This is a genomic window from Bittarella massiliensis (ex Durand et al. 2017) (genome assembly GCF_009876955.1).
Classification (GTDB): Bacteria; Bacillota; Clostridia; order Oscillospirales; family Ruminococcaceae; genus Bittarella; species Bittarella massiliensis.
On sequence record NZ_WWVY01000006.1, the window covers coordinates 1 to 21,858 of the forward strand.

A 21,858-nucleotide genomic window follows, 5' to 3' on the forward strand; every position below is an offset into this window, starting at 1 on the left:
TTTTCAAGGTCCGTTCGGCATCTCGCCGTGCCTTTTATTATATCTCGCTGCCTTCTTTTTGTCAACCCCTTTTTTCTCCCCTCTCGGCTCAAATCTCGGGGCTCACTCCTCGGAAACTGCACTCCCGTGCGCTTCCCTCGCGGACAGCTTTTGTATAATACCACAGCATGCAACCGCCTGTCAACCGCTTTTCCGAGAGTTTTCAAAAAAACTTTCCAACTTGTCCCTAGAGTATTTTTTGACAGGTTGAAGCCCGATCTCCCCCTTCAATTTATACCGGATGTAGAGTCCAGTCGAAGGGTGTCGCCCCGACCCCGTTTGGCCCATTTAATAGGAAGACAAGTGCAAACGGGCGATGCGGATCGCTGTGACACGGGGAAAGTCTGCCCCTGAGCAGCCAAAAATATACACCCTCTTTTCCCTTTTGCAAAAAATGTTGGCACAAAGGGCGGCGGGCTTCACCCACTTTTCACAAAGGAATGGGGGCAAATTCATTGCCGAATGGGGGCAATTCGTATATAATGAGAAAGTGTATTCGGTGCGGCGGGGAGCCATTTCCCGCCGGCCGGTCCGCTGGTACAGCCGGGCAGAGACAATGCGCCCCGGCGGCGGCAGGGCCGCAAACCACTCTATCAATACGGCCGGATGGGCGACCGCCCGGCCAGGAAAGGCGCGGTTATCAAGATGATAGAAGTCAAAAACCTCGTGAAGCAGTACGGCAGCAAGCGCGCTGTGGACGACATCAGCTTCACCATCAACAAGGGGGAGATCCTGGGCTTTTTGGGGCCCAACGGTGCCGGCAAATCCACCACCATGAACATGATCACCGGCTACCTCTCCTCCACCTCGGGGACCGTCCTCATCGACGGTCACGACATCCTGGAGGAGCCGCTGGAGGCGAAGAAGCACATCGGCTATCTGCCCGAGCTGCCGCCGCTCTACCTGGACATGACGGTGAAGGAGTACCTGGGCTTTGTCTACGAGCTGAAAAAGTGCACCCTGCCCCGGGAGCAGCACCTGGCGGAGATCTGCCGCACGGTGAAGATCGAGCACGTCTATGGGCGGCTGATCAAAAACCTCTCCAAGGGCTACAAGCAGCGCGTGGGGGTGGCCGGCGCCCTGGTGGGGGCCCCCGACGTGCTGATTTTGGACGAGCCCACCGTGGGCCTCGACCCCCAGCAGATCATCGACATTCGCAACCTGATCAAGGACCTGGGGAAAAAGCACACCGTCATCCTCTCCTCCCACATCCTGCCGGAGGTGCAGGCCATCTGCGAACGGGTGATCGTCATCAACAAGGGCAAGTTGGTTGCTGACGACACGCCGGACAACCTCTCCCGCAGCCTGGCGGGCAACACCAAGCTGCAGGCGCGGATCGTCGGCCCCCAGAGCGAGGTGGTGGCCGCTGTCAGCGCCATGGACGGGGTGGCCCGGGTCCTGCCGCTGGGCGAAAAGACCGACGGCTCGGTGGAGTACACCATTGAGCCCGAGGAGGGCAAGGACGTGCGCGCCGGCCTCTTCGACCTGCTGAGCAAACAGGGCTGGCAGATGCTGGGCCTGAAGGGGAGCGAGATGTCCCTGGAGGACATCTTCCTGCACCTGATCCAGGACGACGCCCAGACCTCGAAAGAGGAGAAGAGCGAGGGCAAGAAGCGGCGCTTCTCCTTCGGCCGGAAGAAAAAAGAGACAGACGGAGGGGATGAGGAGTAATGAAAGCGATTTTCAAGCGGGAGTTCCGCGCCTATTTCACCTCGACCATCGGCTACATCTACCTGGCGGCCTTCTTCGCCTTTTCCGGCTTCCTCTTTTACAGCAACAACATCGCCGAAAAGACCACCAGCATGTACTCGCTGTTCACCTACCTCTTCAACGCAAACTTTGTCCTTGTGCCCATCCTCACCATGCGGATGTACAGCGAGGACAAAAAGCAGAAGACCGACCAGCTGCTGCTGACCTCCCCTGTGACCCTGGGGGGACTGGTGGGGGGCAAGTTCCTCTCGGCCTTCAGCATGTACATGTGCGGCGGGGTGGTGACCCTGCTCTACGCCCTGGTGATGTCGGGCTACTCGGCCGTGCCGTGGGGGACCATCCTCACCTCCTTCCTGGGCTTTGCCCTGGCGGGGGCGGCGCTGATCGCCATCGGCGGCTTCATCTCGGCCCTGACGGAAAACCAGATCGTGGCGGTCATCATCAGCTTTATTTTCAACTTCTTCTACATCCTCTACTTCGACACCCTGGCCAAGGCGATCACCGTGACCCCCATCAGCAAGGCCATGCTGGGCCTTTCCATCACCCAGTACTACGCCAACTTCACCATCGGCCTCATCGACCTGCCGTCGGTGCTGTTTATGCTGACCCTGACCGGCCTGTTCATATTCTTCACCATTCGGATTATCGACAAGCGCCGCTGGAGCTGATAGGAGATGCAACCAATGAAGAAAAGCAAGAAATTTCGATACGGCAGCTTTGCCACCCTGCTCACCCTGGGCGTACTGGTGATCGCCATTGCGGTGAACGTGGCGGTGAACCTGTTGAGCCAGCGCGTCACCCTGCGGCTGGACACCACCGCCTCCTCCGCCTTCAACATCAGCGAAGAGGTGGACGAGCTGCTGGCGAACCTCGACCAGCCGGTGACCATCTACGTGCTCAACGACGAGGCCAACTTTGTGGCCGGCGGCACCGGCAACTCGGCCGCCAAAGACCCCAGTTTCACCCAGGCCAACGAGGTCTTTAAGTACTTTGCCAACGCCAACGACCAAATCACCCTGCAGTACGTCAACATGGTGCGCGACCCCAACTTCCAGTCGCAGTTCAGCGACCTGACTTTGCAGCAAAACGACGTGTTGGTGGTCAGCGGCGACCGGAAGATGCAGATCAGCTCGGTGGACCTGTTCAACACCCAGGTGGTGGCCAACAGCTACCTGCGGATCCTCTCCTCCAAGGCGGAGAACGCCCTGGCCTCGGCCATCCTGGTGGTCACCTCCGAAAACACCACCAAGGTCTCGCTGCTCACCGGGCACAACGAGTACGACGCCGCCAGCGTCACCGAACTGCTGGGGCAGAACAACTACACGGTGAAGAGCCAGAACATCGGCACCGAGGCCATCGACCCCGAGGCCGACGCGGTCATCATCTACGGCCCCTCCACCGACTACTCGCCGGAGGAGATCGAAAAGCTGGACGCCTTTTTGCAAAACGGCGGGCAGTACGGCAAGACCGTCTTCTACTTTGCCGCCAACGACCAGCCCGAACTGCCCAACCTGGAGGCATTTTTGGAGGAGTGGGGCATCATCGTCGAGCCGGGCGTGGCCTTTGAAAACGGCAGCAACTTCATCATTCAGGACCAGTTCAACGCCGTCAACGTCCTCAACAGCGACTCGGTCTACACCGAGAACTGCCTCAACAAGGGCAAGGTGCCCTATATCCCCTACTGCCGGCCCCTGACCGCCGCCTTTAAAAACAGCGGCAGCCGCTCCACCACCATGCTGATCCGGATGTCCGCCGACTCGGGGATCATCCCGCCGGACGCGGACAAGAACGCCTCGATCACCGACTTTGTCACCGGCTACGTGCCCATCATGCTGCTGGGCCAGAACAAAGTCGAGGTGGGCGGCGAGCAAAAGACCTCCAACGTGGTGGCCTGCGGCAGCGTCTACTACGGCGCCAGCGAAATCATCCAGAACTCGGCCTTTGCCAACGCCGACTTCCTGGTGGAGCTGACCGGCACCCTTACCGGGCGGGACAGCCAGGTCATCATCGCCCCCAAGGACATGGCGGCCAAATACCTGGACATCGCCTCGGACGGGGCCAGCTTCATGCGCATCCTCTTCATCGGGGTGCTGCCGGTGGGCTGCCTGGCAGTGGGCGCCTTTGTCTTCCTTCGCAGGAGGCACCTGTAAATGAACAGACGCCAAAAGAAAACCCTGCTGATCCTGGGCGGGGTGGTGCTGCTGGCGGCAGTGCTGGTGGGCGCCCTGCTCCTCTGGCCCAAAGGGGGCGACGAGGAGGGGAGCAAGGTCACCATCCCCCTGAGCCAGCGCACCCCCGACCAGGTGCAGAAGATCACGGTGGAAAACGAGCTGGGCAGCTACACCTTTGAGCGCACCGGCACCGAGGAGTGGACCGTTCCCCTGCTGCGGGACAGCGGGGTGCCCATCGACCGGACCGACCTGACCAACTGCGCCCGCTACGCGGCGGAGCTCTCGGCCGAGACCCTGGTGGCCGAAGACCTGGAGAAGGCCGCCGAGTTCGGGCTGGACGAGCCCACCGCCTTTGCCACCATCGAATACACCGACGGCGGCAAGCTGGAGTTGGAGTTCGGCGATCCCTACACCGGGAACAACGGCTACTACTTCAAACTCAAAGGGGAAAACACCATCTACGGCATCAGCCTGGCGCCGGTCTCCTTTTTGACCGGGTCGGTCCTGGACTTTGCCGACCTCTACCTCTCCCCCTTTGACGACACCTCCAGCGACAACGTCACCAGCTTCCGCTTCACCAACAAAAACGGTGCCTTTGCGGTGGACAACATCGGCGACCAGAACGTCATCGACGGCTACGGCACCTACTATAAGTACCAGATGACCTCGCCGGTCACCGCCTACGTGGACCCGGAGTACTTTCACGAGACCTTTGCCGATTTGATGCGGATCCAGGCCTCTTCGGCCAAAATCCTGAACCCCACCGAAGGGCAGCTGGCCGACGCCGGGCTGGACGAGCCCCTCTCCACCATCGAGCTGGGGGAGGGCGAGGACTTCACCCGCATCCTCATCGGCAAGAAAAACGGCGACGGCTACTACGCCATGAAGGAGGGCATCCCGGTGATCTACCGGATGGCCGACTACGTGGTCACCTGGCTGGACTGCACCCCCTATCAGATGGCCACCAAGGCCCTCTGCGCCCCGGCCATGAGCCAGGTGTCGGCGGTGGAGGTCGCCTTTGACGGGGAGAGCTACCGCTTTGACATTGCCGACGCGGCCCAAAGCAAGGCCACCTACGGGGGGAAGGAGCTGAACGCCGCCTCCTTTAAAGACGCCTACAAGCTCTTTTGCAGCCTGCGCAGCGAGTACACCGCCGACGCGCCCGACCGCATCGGCGAGACAGAGGTGCAGATCATCTTCCACCTGAAAGACGGCAGCACCCGCCGGGTGGAGCTGTGCAGCTACGAAAACCGGCGCCTGGCAGTGCGGGTGGACGGCAGCGCCCAGTACGCGGTCCGCAAGGCCGCCGGCGACGCCATGAAAAACGGGGTCAAGGCCCTGATTGCCGGCGAGGCGGTCACCGCCTCCTACTAGAGACCCCCTTCCGGCGACCCTGCCGGAGCACATTCCCCACAAGCCCTGACAAAGGGGCGGCCGCTGTTCGGCATTCTGCCGCCGGCCGCCCCTTTTTTGCGGGCCACGGGACAGATAGCCTGAGAGAAGGGACGGGAGAAGATGGACATCAACCAGAGATTGGGCGCCGAGCTGTCGGTGGCCCCCAAACAGGTGGAGGCGGCCGTCAAACTCATCGACGACGGCAACACCATCCCCTTTATCGCCCGCTACCGCAAGGAGCAGACCGGGAACCTGGACGACCAACTGCTGCGCCAGTTGGCCGAGCGGCTGCACTACCTGCGGGGGCTGGAGGAGCGCAAAGGGGAGGTGCTGGCCTCCATTGAAAAGGCGGGGTCCCTCACCGGGGAACTGCGCCGGGCGGTGGAGGGGGCCAACACCCTCACCGAGTTGGAAGACCTCTACCGCCCCTACCGGCCCAAGCGGAGGACCCGCGCGTCGATGGCCAAGGAGCGGGGGCTCGCCCCCCTGGCGGACACCCTGCGCAGCGGGAAGCGGCCAGACGGCCGACCCGGCGGCCCTGCCCTGGAAGAGGCGCGGGTCTACTGCACCGGGGAGGAAGGGCTCACCACCCCCGAAGAGGCCCTGCAGGGGGCCATGGACATCCTGGCGGAGGAGATTTCCGACGACCCGACCATCCGCCGTCGGCTGCGGCAGTTTTTCACCGCGGCGGCCTCCCTCTGCTGCGAGGGGAAGGAGGGCTGCGCCGAGAGCGTCTACAAAAACTACCTGTCCTACCGGGAGCCGGTGCGCGCGGTGGCGGGGCACCGGGTGCTGGCCATCGACCGGGGCGAGAAGGAGGGGTTTTTGAAGGTCTCGCTGGACTTCGACCGGGACCGGGCCCTGGCCATCGCCCATAGCAAATACCCCGGGGAGCGCCACCCCTACGGCGAGCTTCTCCGCCGGGCCGGGGAGGACGCCTTTGACCGGCTGATCCTGCCCTCCGCCTTCAGGGAGCTGCGGGCCGCCCTCACCGAGACGGCCTGCCAGGGGGCCATCCGGGTCTTTGGGGCCAACCTGAAACAACTGCTGATGCAGCCCCCGGTGCGGGGCAAAGTGGTGCTGGGGTTGGACCCGGCCTACCGCACCGGCTGCAAGATCGCGGTGGTGGACGCCACCGGCAAGGTGTTGGAGACGGCGGTGGTCTACCCCACCCCGCCCCAGAAGAAGGTGGCCGAGGCGGCCCGCACCCTGCTGGGCCTCATCCGCCGCTACGGGGTGGAGGTCATCTCCATCGGCAACGGAACCGCCTCCAAGGAGTCGGAAGTCTTTGTGGCCGACCTGATCCGGGAGAACGGGCTGGACGTCTCCTACGCGGTGGTGAGCGAGGCGGGGGCCTCGGTCTACTCGGCCTCCCCCCTGGCGGCAAAGGAATTCCCCCAGTTCGACGTCTCCCTGCGCAGCGCCGTCTCCATCGCCCGGCGGCTGCAGGACCCGCTGGCCGAGCTGGTGAAGATCGACCCCGAGGCCATCGGCGTGGGGCAGTACCAGCACGACATGCCCAAAAAGGAGCTGCGCCAGGCCCTGGAAGGGGTGGTGGAGGACTGTGTCAACACCGTGGGGGTGGACCTGAACACCGCCTCCCCCTCCCTGCTGGCACAGGTGTCGGGCATCTCGGCCGCCGTGGCCCAGAACATCGTCGCCCGACGGGAGGAGCTGGGCCCCTTTGCCGAGCGGCGGGACCTGCTGGCGGTGCCCAAGCTGGGGCCCAAGGCCTACAAGCAGGCGGCGGGATTTCTGCGCATCCCCGGCGGGAAAAACCCGCTGGACCAGACCGCCGTCCACCCGGAGAGCTACCCCGCCGCCAAGAAACTGCTGGCCCTCTGCGGCTGCAAGCCGGCCGACCTGGCAGGGGGCGGTCTAGATGGGCTGGGGGAAAAGCTGGCCGCCTTTTCGGAGGAGGCGCTGGAAGCGGCCACCGGCGCCGGGTCCTACACCTTGAAGGACATTGCCCAGGAGCTGCAAAAGCCGGGGCGGGACCCCCGGGACGAGCTGCCCCAGCCGGTCTTGCGCCAGGATCTGATGGACATCAAAGACTTGAAGCCGGGGATGAAACTCACCGGCACGGTGCGCAACATCGTCGATTTCGGCGCCTTTGTGGACATTGGGGTCCACCAGGATGGGCTGGTGCACATCTCCCGCCTCTCCAAGCGGTTTGTCAAACACCCGCTGGACGTGGTGAAGGTGGGGGACGTGGTCACCGTTTGGGTGCTGGAGGTGGACACCGGCCGGGGGCGGATCTCCCTGACCATGCTGGAACCCTGACGGCAGGGGTCGAAAATTCACCCAAAGCGCTTGACAGGCGGCGCAAACTCCCGTTTAATGGGGGTAGAGAGATTTAGGGCAGGCAGAGGCCCCCTCTGTCATCACCTGAAGAGAGTCTATTCTTTTTAGGAGGAACAGCCAATGGAAACCAACAAGAGACTGATGCAGGACCCCGACTGGTGGCGCAGCGCCACCGTCTACCAGATCTATCCCCGCAGCTTCTTCGACTCGGACGGAGACGGCGAGGGCGATCTGGCGGGCATCTCCCAAAAACTCGATTACATCAAAAGCCTGGGGGTGGACGTGGTCTGGTCCTGCCCCTACTTTGTGAGCCCCAAGGCGGACAACGGCTACGACGTGGCCGACTACCGGGCCATCGACCCGGCCTTTGGCACCATGGAGCAGTGGCAGGAGATGGTGGACGGCATCCACGCCCGGGGGATGCGCTTTGTGATGGACTTTGTGGGCAACCACACCAGCGACGAGCACCCCTGGTTCGAGGCGGCCCGCCAGTCCAAGGACAGCCCCTACCACGACTACTACATCTTCCGGGAGGGGAAAAACGGGGCCGAGCCCTCCAACTGGGCCTCGGTCTTCGGCGGCAGCATCTGGGAGTACAACCAGCCCACCGGCGAGTACTATCTGCACACCTTTGCCGTCAAACAGCCCGACCTCAACTGGGAGAACCCCAAGGTGGTGGACGAGGTGGTGGACATCCTCAAGTTCTGGGTGGACAGAGGAGTGGACGGCTTTCGGCTGGACGCCATCAACTACCTCTACAAGGAGCCGGACTTCCCCGACGTGGAGCCGATGCCCGGCAGCAAGTACGGTTTTGCCAACCAGCACTACGCCAACAAGCCCCGGGTCAACGAGCACTTCCGCGACCTGAACGAGCGGGTGTTCGGCAAGTACGGGATGATGACGGTGGCCGAGGTGGCCTACGTGGACATGGAGACCGCCCGCCAGTACTGCGGACCCGACCGGCGGGAGCTGAACATGCTCTACCTCTTCGACCTGCTCAACATCGACCAGGAGGGATTTGACAAGTTCTCCCCCAAGCCGCTGGACCTGCCCCTCTTTAAAAAGACGGCGCTGGAGTGGCAGCAGGGGCTGCACGGCCAGGGCTGGCAGGCCCTCTTTATGGACAACCACGACCAGCCCCGGGCCGTCTCCCGCTTTGGGGACGACGGGGTCTACTGGAAGGAATCGGCCAAGATGCTGGCCAACTGCTTCTACATGATGCAGGGCACCCCCTACATCTTCCAGGGCGACGAGATCGGGATGACTAACGTCCACTACGACAGCGTGGAGAAGTTCCGGGACGTGGAGGTCTTCAACACCTACGAGGAGCGCAAGGCCGCCGGCGAGAGCGACGAGGCTCTGCTGAAGGTCTTCTGCGACCGGGCGCGGGACAACGGCCGCACCCCCATGCAGTGGGACGACAGCGAGAACGCCGGCTTCACCGCCGGCACCCCCTGGATCGAGGTCAACGACAACTACCGGCAGATCAACGTGGCCAGCCAGGAAGGGGATCCGGACTCGATCCTCAACTTCTACCGGGAGCTGATCGCCAAGCGCAAACAGTGGGACGTGATCGCCTATGGGGACATGGAGCTCTACCACCCCGACTGCGACAAGACCTTCGGCTACATCCGCCGGTTTGAAAATCAGGCCCTCTTCTGCCTCTCCAACTTCACCGGGGAGGAGATCGAGTTTCACCTGCCGGAGGAGTTCTTGAGCGATCGCACCTCGGTGCTGCTGCAAAACTACCCCGGGCTGGTGATCGCCCCGGTCATCACCCTGCGCCCCTACGAGTCCTTTACCCTGGTAAAAGAGGACTAAGCCCCTTTTCCGCACACAAAAGCCCCCCTTCCGCCGCGGCGGGAGGGGGGCTTTTCTCATTTACATCGGGGGGGCGGGGGGAAGACCCTCCAGCCCCACCGCCAGGTCGGACTGCCCGGCCTGGATGGCGTTGTAGATGCTGCGCAGCTCCTCCAGTATCTCAGTGTGGGAGAACTCCTTGCGGTGCACCATGTTGATCTTGCGGGCCATGCTGGCGTTCTCAATGGGGACCACCGCCAGCCGTCCGGTGCGCTCCTCCTCGACACAGGCGCTGTGGCCGATGACCGAGACCCCCAGGTTGAGGGCCACCAGCTCTTTGATGGTGGCGACGTTGTCGATTTGGATGATGACGTTGAAGTTTTGGATGCTCTCGAAGTGGCCCTGGAGATAGCTCTCGAAGAGGCGGCGGGTGCCGGCGCTCTGGGAGCGGAGGATGAACTTCTCGCTCTTGAGCTCTTCCAGGCCGACGCTGCTGCGCTGGGCAAACCGGTGCTGGGGGGAGACCACCAGGCAGAGGTAGTCGGTGTCCAGCAGCACCGACACAAAGGAGGGGCCGTAGATATCCCCCTCGATGATGGCGATGTCGGCGGCAAAGGTGTGCAGCATATTATCAATTGTATTTATGGTGTCGGTAATGATATTAATGTGCATGTTGGGGTGGCGGTTGCAGTAGGTGGCGATGACCTGGGGCAGCAGGTTCTCCCCCACGGTGGGGGTGATGGCGATGGTCAGGTGCTTGATGTTTTTGCGGCTGTCTTTGAGCGCCTGGTCGGCTGCGGCGGAGACAGCCCAGGCGCGGCGGGCGTATTTCTCCAAAATCAGCCCTTCCGGCGTCAAAACCAGCTTTTTTTTGTTTTTGTAGAAGATTTGAATGCCGTATTTCTGTTCCAACATCTGAATGTGGTGGCTGACGGCCGGCTGGGTCAGGGCCAGCTTTTTGGCGGCGGCGGTGTAGCTGCCCTCGTCGATGACCCGCAGCAGGGTGATGATTTTGGTGTCGAGCACGGCGGTTGTCCCCCTCTCTTTGACAATTGAGCAATCTATTATCAATTGAATTTATATAACCTGTATAAAATATAATTTGATATTATCACACTTCTGACATATAATCAACGTACAGAGATGAATTGTAAAATTCATGTAAAGTTTTTGTCTTCTGGGGCCCTGTGCTGGGGCCGATGAACAGACCGGGCCGCTGTGCCCGGTCTGCCCTGCTTTAATCGCCGCCTCTCTGGCGCCTTTTATACAAACCCCTCAACCCTCTTATAAAAGGAGATGTGTCCCATGCTGGAAAACCTGCTGCAAACCAATCCCGCCGCCGCCATCGTGCTGACCTTGGCGGTCATCCTCTTCGCCGGCTTTGCCTTTACCCGGCTCACCAAGCGGCTGCACCTGCCCAACGTCACCGGCTACATCCTGGCCGGCGTGCTGTTGGGCCCCTATGTGTTGGGGGTGGTGCCCGCCGAGATGGTCACCCGGATGGATTTTGTCACCGACGTGGCCCTGTCCTTCATCGCCTTTGACGTGGGGCGCTACTTCAAGCTCGCCGCCCTGAAAAAGAGCGGCGCCCAGGTGCTGATCGTCACCGTCTTTGAATCCCTGACCGCCGGGGTGGTCATCACCCTGACCATGATCTTCCTCTTTCACCTGTCCATCCCCTTCTCCCTGCTGCTGGGGGCCATCGGCTGTGCCACGGCGCCGGCCTCCACCATCATGACCATCAAGCAGTACAAGGCCAAGGGCGAATTCGTCAACATGATTTTACAGGTGGTGGCCCTGGACGACGCGGTGGCCCTCATCGCCTTCAGCATCTGCGCGGCCCTGGCCCAGAACATGGAGGGGGGCAGCCTGGACTGGTCGGTGCTGATCCTGCCGGTCATCTTCAACCTGGTGGCCATCGCCATGGGCTCCCTCTGCGGCTTCATCCTCAACATCTTCATCAGTGACCGGCGCTCCAACTACCACCGGCTGGTGCTGGTGACCGGGTTTATCCTGGGGCTCTCCGGCCTCTGCATGCTGCTGGGGGTCTCTCCCCTGCTGACCTGCATGGCCATGGGGATGGTCTACGTCAACGTCAGCCACAGCAAAAAGCTCTTTAAACAGGTCGGCGGCTTCACCCCGCCCATCCTGCTGATGTTCTTCGTCCTCTCCGGGCTGCGGCTCGACGTGCCCTCCCTGGCCACCGCCGGGGTGATCGGGGTGGTCTACTTCTTTGTCCGCATCTTCGGCAAGTACCTTGGCGCCTGGCTGGGCGCCAAGATCGGCCGCTCTTCCGACGACATCCGCAAATACCTGGGGCTGGCCCTGGTGCCCCAGGCGGGGGTCTCCATCGGCCTGGCCGTCCTCGGCCAGCGGATGCTGCCGCCCGACATGGGCACCATGCTCTCCACCATCATCCTCTCCTCTGGGGTGATGTACGAGATGGTGGGCCCGGCCTGCGCCAAGCTCTCGCTGCACCTGAGCCACTCCATCCCCGAAGGGGAGACCCCGCTGGAGGAGGGCGCACCCGCGCCCGCCGGTCCCTGGGCCCAGCGCCGGGCCGCCCGGCTGCAAAAGCGGGCCCAGCGGGCAGAGGCCGCCCGGCTGCGGGCGGAGGAAAAGGCCGCCGCTCTGCGGCTGAAGGCCCAGCTCCAGTGGGAGGCCGCCCATCTGGGAGAGGAGCCGCTGCTCCTGGCCGATGGCGTGGGATCCCCGGCCGACTCGCAGCCGGCCGCCGGCAAGGAGAAGAAAAAGGCCAAGGGCAAGACCCCCGCCCACGCCTAATTGGGCAGGGGCCCCTCGACACACCCGCGCTTTGCGGCAATCAGCGCCACAGCCACCCGCCGCAAAAAACAGACCTCCTCCAAGACAGGGGGCCAAAAATCCGCCTTGCGGCGAGACTTTTGGCCCCCTGTTTTTTATCGATTGCCGGCAAAGAGGTCCTCCCCTTCGACGCCCCGTCTTGATACCCCCTGGCGGTCAAAATGAAACCGCTCCAGGAAGACCTCCGCGCAGCAGAGCACCGCGATGGGAAAGTGCCGTGTCGGGTCACACCATCTGGGCATGCAAGCAGCTTTTGCCGCCCCTGCCGATTTTCTTGAAACAAGGCATCGAGACAACGGCCTCTATTTACCGCTCCCGCCGGAGGACCGCAGTGACAGCTGTCCCCTTGCCCTCGGCGCTCTGGATGTCCACCCGGCCGCCGTAGAGGGCGCAGATGTGCTTGACGATGGCCAGCCCCAGGCCGGTCCCCCCCACCTTTTTGTTCCGGTCCTTCTCCACCCGGTAGAACCGCTCGAACACCCGGCTCAGGTGGGCGGCGGGGATACCGACGCCGGTGTCCTCCACCGCGATCTGCACCTCTTCGGGCAGGGCGGTGAGCAGCACCCGCACCGAGCCACCGGGGCGGTTGTACTTGACGGCATTGTCGCAGAGGTTGCCGATCAGGTCCTCCATGTCCTTTTTGGAGCCCCAGAGCCGCAGGTCGCCGCCCCGACTCTCCATTTCCAGGGAAATGCCCTGCCGGTCGGCCACCGGCTGCAGCCGCTCCATCACCTCGCCGGCCAGCGCCGCCAGGTCCACCTGTTCGTTGCGGGGCACCTCCCCCTCCTCGTAGCGGGAGATTTTGAGGATGTCGCCGATGAGCTCGGCCATCCGCCCGGTCTCCTTTTCGATGTTGTGGAGATAGCGCTGCCGGGTCTCCTCCTCGGTGACCATCCCGCTCTGCAGCAGCTGGGCGAACCCGCCGATGGAGGTGATGGGGGTCTTGAGCTCGTGGGAGGCGTTTTGGAAGAACTCGCTGCGCATCTGCTGGCGGCGGCGCTCCTCGGTCACGTCCCGCAGCACCACAATGGCCCCCCGTTCCCCCTCGATCCAATCCGCCTGCACCGGGAGGACGCTGCAGAGCAGGGCTTTTTCCCCCTCTCGGTCGTCCAGGTCAAAGGCAGAGCCGAGGGATTCGGGTCCCTCCACCGCTGCCAACACCGCGTCGATGAGGGCCTTGTTGGTGGTCAGGTGGGAGATGGTCTGCCCCGCCACCCGGCCCGGCGGCACCTGCAAAAAGGCGGCTGCCGCCCGGTTGACGGTAATGACCCGGGTGTCTTTGTCCAGGGCCAGCAGCCCCTCCTGCACATTGTCCAGCAAAAAGAGGGTCTTCTGCCGCTCCCCCCGCAGGTCTTTCAGGGTGTGGTCGATGTTTTCCGAAAGGGTGTTGATGCTGACCACCAGGGAGGCCAGCTCGTCGCAGTCGGGCAGGGGGAGACGGCTGTAATCGCCGTTGTCGATGTTTTGCAGCCCCTCCACGATCTCCTCCACCGGGCGGGCGATCTTCTTGGCCACCAACTTGGCCCCCAGGGCGGAGAAGAGGACGGCGGCGAGGATGCTGATGATCGCCGCCGGGAGGATGCTCACAAAGGCCTGGTTGAGACTTCTCACCCGCACCGAGGCGCGGTAGATATAGCCGTTGTCCGCCTGGACCGCCACATAGCGCAAACGGCCCTTCAGGGTGTCCGACCAGCGCTCGGAGACGCCGACGCCGCTCTCTTTTGCCTCGGCGATCTCCTCGCGGTCACCGTGGTTTTCCATGGTGGCCGGGTCCTCGTGGGAGTCCCCCACCACCCGGCCGCTCTGGTCGACAATGGTCAGCCGGGCGCCGTCGTAGTTGCTGGAAAAGGTCCTCGCCGCCCGGTTGAAGTCCTCGGTGGAGGTCTGCCCCTGGGCGTTTTCGGAGAGCGCCCGCAGTCCGCTGACCACCGAGGCCACCTGCTCGTCCTTTCTCTCCCGCTGCAAAATCGCCACCGACACCGCTGAGCAGAGGAGGATGGCCACCGTGCAGAGGAGGAGGGTCTTGCGAAAGATTTCTTTTTTCATCGGCTTTCCTCTCCCTCTCGCCGTCTCTCTCGATTGCAGGCCCTATTCGGCAATGAACTTGTAGCCCACCGAGCGGACCGTCTTGATGTACTTGGGGTTTTCCGCCGTGTCCCCCAGCTTTTGGCGCAGGGAGCGGATGTGCATGTCCAGGGTGCGGGTCTCGCCGATATAGTCGTACCCCCAGACCCGGTTGAGGATCTCCTCCCGGGGAAGGGCGATACCGGCGTTTTTCATCAGCAGGGCCAGGAGCTTGAACTCCTTGTTGGTGAGTTCCACCTCCCGCTCTCCCTGGCGCACCTCCACCCGGCCGGTGTCCAGCCGCAGGTCCGCCGCAGAGAGCACCTCCGGCCCCTCTTGGGTCCCGCCGCTGCGGCGGAGGACGGCCTTTACCCGGGAGGAGAGCTCGAGGATGCCGAAGGGCTTGGTGATGTAGTCGTCGGCCCCCAGATCCAGCCCCCGCACCTTGTCGATCTCGGCGTCCTTGGCGGTCACCAAAATCACCGGCACCCGGGCGGTGAGGCCGTGCTCCCGCAACTCCTTCAGGGTCTCCAGCCCGTCTTTGACCGGCATCATGATGTCGAGGATGACCAGGTCGGGGACGGTCCCCTCCCGCTGGATCTGATTTAAAAGGGCCTCGCCGTCGGGGAATTCAAAGGCGTCAAAGCCAAAGCTCTCCAGGGTGCACCGGATCAGTTCGCGAATGCCGCCGTCGTCCTCCGCAATGTAGATGCGCTGTTTCAAAATCAGGCCTCTCCTTTCCCCTTCGCACCCGTGGCCGGGCGCGCTACCTCTCTTCGTTCAGCTCTTCGGACTGGTGAACGCCGATGACCAGGTACTCGACCCACTCGCAGACGTTGACCGCGTGGTCGCCGATGCGCTCCATATATTTGGCCACCATCAGCACGTCGATGGCCTGGTCGGCCGCCTCGCCGGCGGCGCCGCTGCGCAACAGCTCGATGAGCTCGTCCTTCACCCGGCCGAAGAGGGCGTCCATCTCGTCGTCCCGCCGGATGGTGGCCTGGGCGGCGGCCAGGTCCTGGCGGACAAAGGCGGAGATGCTGCTCTCCACCATCTCCCGGGCCACCCGCTCCATGGCGGGGATGTGCCCCACCATCCCAATCAGCTCCTGACCGGTAAAGCGGTGGCTCAAGTTGGCGATGTCCGCCGCCTGGTCGGCGATCCGCTCCAGGTCGGTGATCATCTTGAGGGCCGCAAAGACGCTGCGAAAGTCCCGCGCCACCGGCTGCTGGCGCATCAGCAGCCGCAGACAGGTCCGCTCGATCTGCTGTTCCATGTCGTCGATGGCCTTGTCTCCGGCCACCACCCGCTCTGCCAGGTCGCCGTCTCGCTCCATGAGGGCGCGGATCCCCTCCTCGATGGCCTTCTGCACCATCCCGCCCATCTGCACCAGATCCAGGTGCAGGGCTTCCAGCTGTCTGTCAAAATTGCTTCGCGTCGTCACTCTGGGCTCTCCTCCTTCTCAGTATACCGAAACGGGCCTTTCACCGCAATCGCTGCGGCCACATTTTGGGGCGCGGCCATCATCCAAAGCGGCCGGTGATGTACTCCTCGGTTTTTTTGTCCCGCGGCATGGAAAAAATCTGCTCGGTCTCGCCGTACTCCACCATCTCCCCCAGCAGGAAGAAGGCGGTGCGGTCGGAGATGCGGCTGGCCTGCTGCATGTTGTGGGTGACGATCACCACCGTATACCGCTCTTTGAGGCTGCTCATCAGCTCCTCGATCTTCATGGTGGAGATGGGGTCGAGAGCCGAGGTGGGCTCATCCATCAGCAGGATGTCGGGCTGCACCGCTAGGGCGCGGGCGATGCACAGCCGCTGCTGCTGCCCGCCCGAGAGCCCCATGGCCGACTTTTTGACCCGGTCCTTCACCTCTTCCCAGAGGGCCGCCCCCCGCAGGCTCTCCTCCACAATGGCGTCGAGCTGGCGGCGGCCCTTGATCCCGTGACAGCGGGGGCCGTAGGCGATGTTGTCGTAGATGCTCATGGGAAAGGGGTTGGGTTTTTGAAAGACCATCCCCACCGCCTTGCGCAACAGGGTCACATCCACCCGGGGGTCGTAGATGTTCTGCCCGCCGATGCACACCTCGCCGGTGATCTTCACCCCGTCCACCAGGTCGTTCATCCGGTTGAGGGTCTTTAAAAAGGTCGATTTGCCGCAGCCGGAGGGGCCGATAAAGGCGGTGATCTCGTTGGGGTAGATGTCCATATTCACGTTTTTCAGGGCCTGGCTCTCCCCGTAGTAGAGGTTTAGGTCCCTGACCGAAATACCGCCCAGCTCGCCGGTGCGCGCTGCCTCATTGCTCATGTTGTTTCCCGCCTTTCTCGTCTGCCGGACGCCCCGGCTGGCCAAACTTCGCTTTGCCCCCCAGCGGGGCCGCTCCCGTCAACCCTTCTTCTCCCGCCTGCCCGCGCCGCCCAAAGCCATGGTGAGGGCGTTGATGGCAAGCACCAGCAAAACCAGGATGGAGGCGATGGCAAAGGCCAGGTCGGCGCTCTCCCCCCGCCCCATGGCGTAGGTGTAAAGGGCCACGGTGAGGGTGCCTCCGGAGGAGGCCAACTGGCTGAAGAGCCCGCCGGTGAGCTTGTCGCCGATGCCGGCAGTGAAGATCAGGGCCGCCGACTCCCCCACGATCCGCCCCACACTCAGGATGATGGAGCTGATGATGCCGGCCTTGGCCGTAGGCAACAAAACCGTTTTGATGGTGTGCCACTTGGTGGCCCCCAGACCGATGGCCCCCTCGCGAAAGCTGTCGGGCACCGCCTTGAGCGCCTCCTGCGTGGTGCGGATGACGGTGGGCAGCAGCATGATCATCAGGGTGAGGGAGCCAGCGATGATGGAGGTCTGCAGTTTGAGCACCGTGACAAAGAACATCAGGCCAAAGAGGCCGTAGATGATGGAGGGGATGCCGGCCAGGGTCTCCACCGTGAACTCGATGAGGCGCACCACCCGGCCGCCCCGGGCGTATTCGTTGAGGTAGATGGCCGCGCCGATGCCCACCGGAACAGAGAAAAGCAGGCTGGTGGCGATCATCAGCAGGGTGTTGACGATGTTGGGGAGGATGCCGATGGTCCCCTTGAGGACGCTGGGGGAGGAGGTGAGAAATTCCCAGCTGATGGAGGGGAGCCCCCGCGCGAAGATGTAGCCCACCATTGCCACCACCAGGGCCACGGTGGAGAAGGCACAAAGGTAGATGACCCCCTGGAGGAGGTGTTCGCCGACGCGGTGCCGGCGCCTGGTCAGGTCTCTCATCGCCGCTCCTCCTTGCTGTCTGATTTGATGATGCGGTTAAGGACAATGTTGATTGCCATAATAAAGACAAACAGCACCAGCCCAATGCCGAAGAGCGCCTCCCGGTGCAGGGCGTCGGCGTACCCCATCTCCATGGCGATGCCGGTGGTCAGCAGCCGCACGCTCTGAAAGAGGGCGGGCATGTTGACGGCGTTTCCCGCCACCATGATCACCGCCATGGTCTCCCCCACCGCCCGGCCAATGCCCAGGACGACCCCCGCCGCGACCCCCGATTTGGCCGCCGGCAGCACCACCTTGAAGATGGTGCGCACCCGGGTGGTGCCCATGGCGAGGGAGGCCTCCCGGTACTCCTTGGGGACGGCGCGCAGGGCGTTTTCGCTGATGGAGACGATGGTGGGCAGGATCATGACCGCCAGCACCAGGATGGCCGAGAAGAGGGAGGAGCCGGAGGGCAGCCCGAACACCTTGGCCACCGCCGGCACCACCACGATCATCCCCACCAGGCCGTAGACCACCGAGGGGATGCCGGCCAGCAAACTCACCATGGCCCGCAGCACCGAGGCTGTTTTTCCCCGGGCGAATTCCGCCAGGTAGATGGCGGTGAACAGCCCGATGGGCACCCCGATGAGCACCGCCCCCCCGGTCGCCAGTATAGAGGAGAGGATCATGGGGAGGATGCCGAAAGAGGGGTCTTTGGTGGTGGCGGTGGGGAACCACTCGGTGCCGAAGAGGAACTCGCCCACCCCGATCTTGCCGATGCCGGGGGCCCCCAGCGCCACCATGTAGACGGTGATCAGGACCACCGCCACCACCGACAGGCAGCCGCACACTGTAAAGATGCCGCTCATCAGCGATTCGGTTGCCCGCTGTCTGATTGCCCTGCGTCCGGTCAGGGGGGCCGACGCCCCTTCCGGCCGACTGGTCTTTGCGCTCGCCATCGCTCGTTCTCCTTTGCCGTCTCACGTGTCGCCGCCCCTTTCCCTTTCAACCGCAAAATACGGACCTCTGTGCCGCGGGTGGTTGCCGGGCGAGTCCGCATTCTGCATTTGGAGGGGCTATGGGGTCGTGGCTATTGAACCTTTGAACTGGTTTGGGGGATCTTACTTGATGGAGATCAGCTTCAGATGGGTGACGATCTCCTGGCCCTCATCGCTGACGGCCCAGGCCAAAAAGTCTTTGGTGGCCTGCGAGGCGTTGGGGCTGGACACCATCACGAAGGGGCGCTTGAGGGAGTAGCTGCCCGACTTGGCATTTTCTTCGGTGGGCTCGACCCCGTCGATTCTCAGCCCTTTGACGGTGCTGTCCAGGGCGGACATGGACACATAGCCGATGGCGCCGGCGGTGGAGGACACCTTGGTTTTGACCGCGCCGGTCTCGTTGAGCTCCTCGGCGTACTTGCAGGCGTCTTCAATGCCCAGCAGCTCTTCAAAGGCGCCCCGGGTGCCGGAACCGGCCTCACGGCCCATCACCACGATGGCCGCGTCCTCGCCGCCCACCTCTTTCCAGTTGGTGATCTCGCCGGTAAAGATTTTTTTCAGCTGGTCGGCGCTCAGGTCCTCGACCTTGTTCTGGGCGTTGGCGATGACGGCGATGCCGTCGATGGCCACCACCGTCTCGGTCAGGCCCTTGGCCTTCTCGTCGTCCTTGAGGTCGCGGGAGACGTTGCCGATGTCGGAAACGCCCTCCGCCACATTCTTAAAGCCGACGGAGGAACCGCCCACCTCAACGGTGATGGTGGCGCCGGTCTTCTCGCCGTAGGCCTCCGAAAAGCCCTTGGCCAATTCCTCCATCGAGGTGGAGCCGGACATCTTGATGGTCTTGGGGGTGCCGTCCGCAGAGCTGCCGCCCTGGTCTCCGGCGTCGCTGCCGCACCCGGCAAAAGCGGTCAGGGCGATGGCGGCCACCGCCAACAGCGCAATGATTTTTTTCATGGTCTCTCTCCTCACTTCTCACGTCATATCTGGTTTCTTTCCATGGCTCTATTGTAGAGCGGCGGGGGGGCGGCCAACACCCCGTTTGGGTAAAGGGTTTGTAAAAGCCGGGTAAAGCAGCTATCCTGCACGCCCCCCGTCACCGCCAGTTTACCCCGCCTTGACAGGCGCCATTCCCATCCCCCCGCCAAGCCCCGCCGAACAGGGAAAAAGGGCCCCCTTTTCCGGCGGGTCTCGCCCCCCTTCGCTTTGATAAAGAGGAAAAAATGTGGTAAACTAATACAATATAAAACGGCGTCGCCGCCGCTGGAAAAGAGGTGCCCCGTGAAGAAAACGCCCCCCAAAGAGAGGATCCCCTCGGGCTACGAGCGCCCGTCCCTCTCCTCCCTGCTCATCTACTACATCCGCATCCTGCTGCTGGGCTTTGTCTATATGGTGCTGGTGCACCTCTTCCTCTCGCCGGACGGCCTGCTCTACCGCGTCGCTGTCTGGGTCTGGGCGGTCTCCTTTGCCCTGCTGTGGCTGCTCTATTTTCCCATCAAGTACTGGAAGCACCGCTACAAGTTGGAGGGGGACTCCCTCTATGTGGCCAGCGGGGTGATCTACACCCGCTTTCACCACATCCGCCTCCCCCTCATCCAGCTGGTGTCGGTGACCCGCTCCCCCCTGCAATACCTCTTCGGGGTGTCCACCCTCTGCGTCTGCACCGCCGGCACCCGCACCTATGTCTGCAACATCCCCTCGGCCAAGGCGGCCATGCTGGCCAGCCTCCTCTCCCCCGCCCCTGGCGAGGGAAGCGGCGGCCTGGCCGGGGGCAAGGGGGGAGCGATTTGAAACACCATACCCACCCCATCACCGTCTTTCAAAACATGGGCAGCTTCCTCTTCCTCCTCATCATCCCCCTGGCCCGCGGCGCCCTCTCCTTTGGCGCCTCCTTCTCCGAGTGGCTGTCGGGCGCCTGGGTGGACATCCTGGCCCTCTGCGCCATCATCGGGATGGCGGTACTGCGCTGGTACTGCATCTACTACTACTTCACCCCTGAGGCCATCCACATCAGCGAGGGGATCTTCGCCAAACACACCGTCTCCCTCCCCTTTTCCCGGCTGACCTCTCTCTACCTGGAGGAGCCCTTTTGGTATAAGCCCTTTGGTGCGGTCACCCTGCGGCTGGACACCGACGCCGGTTCCGCCCGCTCCCACGACGCCACCCTCACCCTCAAAAAGCGGGCCGCTGTGGAGCTGTTGGGGGCGACCGGCGTCCGCCAGCGGTTGGAGGATGTGAGCCACCGGCAGATTTTCATGTGCCGCAACTTCTACGTGGTCATCCTCTCCCTCATCACCACCAACTACTTCGCCGGGGTGCTGTTCTGCTCCACCTTCATCTCCAAGTTGGGCGACATCCTCGGCCAGCAGATCGCCGACGTGCTCTACGGCACCCTGGCCCATGTGGCCCAGTTGGTGGCGGTGGGCATCCCCCCGGTGGCGCTCTTCATCGCCACCCTGCTGGCCATCGGCTGGGGGGTCAGCTTCCTGCGAAACCTGACCCGCTACTACAACTTCTGCATCACCCGCTCCCAGCACCGGCTCTTTATCACCGGCGGGGTGCTGGTGGGAAGAGAGTACACGGTCGCCTTTGACAAGATCCACTTCATCGACATCCGCCAAACCCTCTTCACCCGCATTGCCCAATTCTATTCGGTCTACATCAAGTGCGCGGGCTACGGCAAGAACGACGGGCTGCTGCCGGTACTCATCCCCTCGGCGCGCAAGAGCACCCTCTTCGGCTATCTGGAACGGCTGGTGCCCGAATTTGTGGTCACCCCCCGCACCATCAAGCCCAACTTGCTCTCCATCTTCAAATTCATCATCGATCCCCTGGGCTTTTTGGTGGCGGTGCCAGTCTTTTACTTTGTGACCGGCTGGCTGCTGCCCAGTTGGCACGACCTGATCTCCTTTGTCTCTCTCATGTCCCTGGTGCCCATCTTCTGGTTTTTGGGGGTGCGCATCTGCGACTTCTGCACCACCGGCATCTCCGAAAAAAATGGCTACTACACCCTGCGCTACTCCCAGGGGTTCACCCTCCACACCGTGGTGGTCCACCGGGACAAAATTTGCGATGTCTGCTGCCGGCAGAGCATCCTGCAGATGGGGGACGACGCCTGCGACCTCTTCCTCTACACCTACGGCGAGGGGGTCACCCGCCACCACCTGAAAAACCTTCCCCGCCGCCAGGTCTGCGCCCTCTTCGGTCTAAACCCCGAAAAGAGCCACTCCTTCAGTCCTTCCCATCTCTTCGCAAAGTATAATTAAGTTCTTGTATTCCCCAATGTTTATAACTCTGTGGAATTGTTGAATTTTATATTACCCATAG

The 21,858-nt window shown here is 62.8% G+C and carries 17 protein-coding genes; 9 read left to right on the top strand and 8 right to left on the bottom strand.

Going from position 1 to position 21,858, the window contains the following annotated elements; all coding sequences use genetic code 11:
* Window positions 1-684 precede the first annotated feature (684 nt).
* The 6 genes from GT748_RS07970 (at window position 685) to GT748_RS07995 (ending at window position 9,440) form a co-directional block, all read left to right on the top strand.
* Entirely contained in the window at window positions 685-1,710 is a 1,026-nt protein-coding gene (locus GT748_RS07970) for an ABC transporter ATP-binding protein (protein ID WP_073261035.1), read from the top strand.
* A complete protein-coding gene (locus GT748_RS07975) occupies window positions 1,710-2,417 on the top strand; it encodes an ABC transporter permease (RefSeq protein WP_021660029.1) in 708 nt (235 codons plus the stop codon). The genes GT748_RS07970 and GT748_RS07975 overlap by 1 nt, the downstream gene beginning before the upstream one ends.
* Window positions 2,418-2,432: 15 nt before the next feature.
* Window positions 2,433-3,899: a GldG family protein gene (locus GT748_RS07980; protein WP_021660030.1), complete on the top strand. Its 1,467-nt coding sequence runs from the start codon at window positions 2,433-2,435 to the stop codon at window positions 3,897-3,899.
* Window positions 3,900-5,294 (top strand): DUF4340 domain-containing protein, encoded by a 1,395-nt coding sequence (locus tag GT748_RS07985; protein WP_021660031.1) that lies wholly within the window; start codon window positions 3,900-3,902, stop codon window positions 5,292-5,294. It begins immediately after the preceding gene.
* Window positions 5,295-5,435: 141 nt separating this feature from the next.
* Complete coding sequence (locus tag GT748_RS07990; protein ID WP_021660033.1) at window positions 5,436-7,598, top strand: Tex family protein; 2,163 nt, start codon at window positions 5,436-5,438, stop codon at window positions 7,596-7,598.
* A 141-nt stretch (window positions 7,599-7,739) separates the two neighbouring features.
* Entirely contained in the window at window positions 7,740-9,440 is a 1,701-nt protein-coding gene (locus GT748_RS07995) for a glycoside hydrolase family 13 protein (RefSeq protein WP_021660034.1), read from the top strand.
* A 60-nt stretch (window positions 9,441-9,500) separates the two neighbouring features.
* Here GT748_RS07995 and GT748_RS08000 read toward each other — a convergent pair whose 3' ends face one another.
* On the bottom strand, window positions 9,501-10,445 hold the full coding sequence (locus GT748_RS08000) for a LysR family transcriptional regulator (protein WP_044992904.1): 945 nt from the start codon (window positions 10,443-10,445) through the stop codon (window positions 9,501-9,503).
* A gap of 279 nt (window positions 10,446-10,724) precedes the next feature.
* Here GT748_RS08000 and GT748_RS08005 point away from each other — a divergent pair, with 279 nt between their 5' ends.
* Window positions 10,725-12,203 carry a cation:proton antiporter domain-containing protein gene (locus GT748_RS08005; RefSeq protein ID WP_021660036.1) on the top strand — a complete coding sequence of 493 codons (1,479 nt, stop codon included), beginning with the start codon at window positions 10,725-10,727 and terminating at the stop codon, window positions 12,201-12,203.
* A 345-nt stretch (window positions 12,204-12,548) separates the two neighbouring features.
* Here GT748_RS08005 and GT748_RS15775 read toward each other — a convergent pair whose 3' ends face one another.
* The 7 genes from GT748_RS15775 to GT748_RS08040 form a co-directional block, all read right to left on the bottom strand.
* Entirely contained in the window at window positions 12,549-14,288 is a 1,740-nt protein-coding gene (locus GT748_RS15775) for a HAMP domain-containing sensor histidine kinase (protein ID WP_021660037.1), read from the bottom strand.
* 42 nt (window positions 14,289-14,330) lie between these two features.
* Window positions 14,331-15,032, bottom strand: a complete 702-nt coding sequence (locus GT748_RS08015) for a response regulator transcription factor (RefSeq protein WP_438819068.1) — start codon at window positions 15,030-15,032, stop codon at window positions 14,331-14,333.
* Window positions 15,033-15,072: 40 nt separating this feature from the next.
* The gene (phoU, locus tag GT748_RS08020; RefSeq protein ID WP_161213502.1) at window positions 15,073-15,750 is read right to left on the bottom strand and encodes a phosphate signaling complex protein PhoU; all 678 of its coding nucleotides are present in this window, start codon (window positions 15,748-15,750) and stop codon (window positions 15,073-15,075) included.
* A 79-nt stretch (window positions 15,751-15,829) separates the two neighbouring features.
* Window positions 15,830-16,612 carry a phosphate ABC transporter ATP-binding protein PstB gene (gene pstB / locus GT748_RS08025; RefSeq protein WP_021660040.1) on the bottom strand — a complete coding sequence of 261 codons (783 nt, stop codon included), beginning with the start codon at window positions 16,610-16,612 and terminating at the stop codon, window positions 15,830-15,832.
* Between the two features lie 78 nt (window positions 16,613-16,690).
* Window positions 16,691-17,557 (bottom strand): phosphate ABC transporter permease PstA, encoded by an 867-nt coding sequence (gene pstA, locus GT748_RS08030; RefSeq protein ID WP_021660041.1) that lies wholly within the window; start codon window positions 17,555-17,557, stop codon window positions 16,691-16,693.
* The gene (pstC, locus tag GT748_RS08035; protein ID WP_192926607.1) at window positions 17,554-18,495 is read right to left on the bottom strand and encodes a phosphate ABC transporter permease subunit PstC; all 942 of its coding nucleotides are present in this window, start codon (window positions 18,493-18,495) and stop codon (window positions 17,554-17,556) included. The genes pstA and pstC overlap by 4 nt, the downstream gene beginning before the upstream one ends.
* Before the next feature lie 162 nt (window positions 18,496-18,657).
* Window positions 18,658-19,488 (bottom strand): phosphate ABC transporter substrate-binding protein, encoded by an 831-nt coding sequence (locus tag GT748_RS08040; protein ID WP_021660043.1) that lies wholly within the window; start codon window positions 19,486-19,488, stop codon window positions 18,658-18,660.
* A 324-nt stretch (window positions 19,489-19,812) separates the two neighbouring features.
* Here GT748_RS08040 and GT748_RS08045 point away from each other — a divergent pair, with 324 nt between their 5' ends.
* Together GT748_RS08045 and GT748_RS08050 are read left to right on the top strand one after the other, a co-directional pair.
* Window positions 19,813-20,322 (top strand): PH domain-containing protein, encoded by a 510-nt coding sequence (locus GT748_RS08045; RefSeq protein ID WP_021660045.1) that lies wholly within the window; start codon window positions 19,813-19,815, stop codon window positions 20,320-20,322.
* Entirely contained in the window at window positions 20,319-21,797 is a 1,479-nt protein-coding gene (locus GT748_RS08050; protein WP_044992905.1) for a PH domain-containing protein, read from the top strand. The genes GT748_RS08045 and GT748_RS08050 overlap by 4 nt, the downstream gene beginning before the upstream one ends.
* Window positions 21,798-21,858 lie beyond the last annotated feature (61 nt).

Coding starts and splice junctions, on each gene's coding strand:
- GT748_RS07970 (WP_073261035.1), top strand. CDS start 685: ATGATAGAAGTCAAAAACCTCGTGAAGCAGTACGGCAGCAAGCGCGCT.
- GT748_RS07975 (WP_021660029.1), top strand. CDS start 1,710: ATGAAAGCGATTTTCAAGCGGGAGTTCCGCGCCTATTTCACCTCGACC.
- GT748_RS07980 (WP_021660030.1), top strand. CDS start 2,433: ATGAAGAAAAGCAAGAAATTTCGATACGGCAGCTTTGCCACCCTGCTC.
- GT748_RS07985 (WP_021660031.1), top strand. CDS start 3,900: ATGAACAGACGCCAAAAGAAAACCCTGCTGATCCTGGGCGGGGTGGTG.
- GT748_RS07990 (WP_021660033.1), top strand. CDS start 5,436: ATGGACATCAACCAGAGATTGGGCGCCGAGCTGTCGGTGGCCCCCAAA.
- GT748_RS07995 (WP_021660034.1), top strand. CDS start 7,740: ATGGAAACCAACAAGAGACTGATGCAGGACCCCGACTGGTGGCGCAGC.
- GT748_RS08005 (WP_021660036.1), top strand. CDS start 10,725: ATGCTGGAAAACCTGCTGCAAACCAATCCCGCCGCCGCCATCGTGCTG.
- GT748_RS15775 (WP_021660037.1), bottom strand. CDS start 14,288: ATGAAAAAAGAAATCTTTCGCAAGACCCTCCTCCTCTGCACGGTGGCC.
- pstB (WP_021660040.1), bottom strand. CDS start 16,612: ATGAGCAATGAGGCAGCGCGCACCGGCGAGCTGGGCGGTATTTCGGTC.
- pstA (WP_021660041.1), bottom strand. CDS start 17,557: ATGAGAGACCTGACCAGGCGCCGGCACCGCGTCGGCGAACACCTCCTC.
- pstC (WP_192926607.1), bottom strand. CDS start 18,495: ATGGCGAGCGCAAAGACCAGTCGGCCGGAAGGGGCGTCGGCCCCCCTG.
- GT748_RS08040 (WP_021660043.1), bottom strand. CDS start 19,488: ATGAAAAAAATCATTGCGCTGTTGGCGGTGGCCGCCATCGCCCTGACC.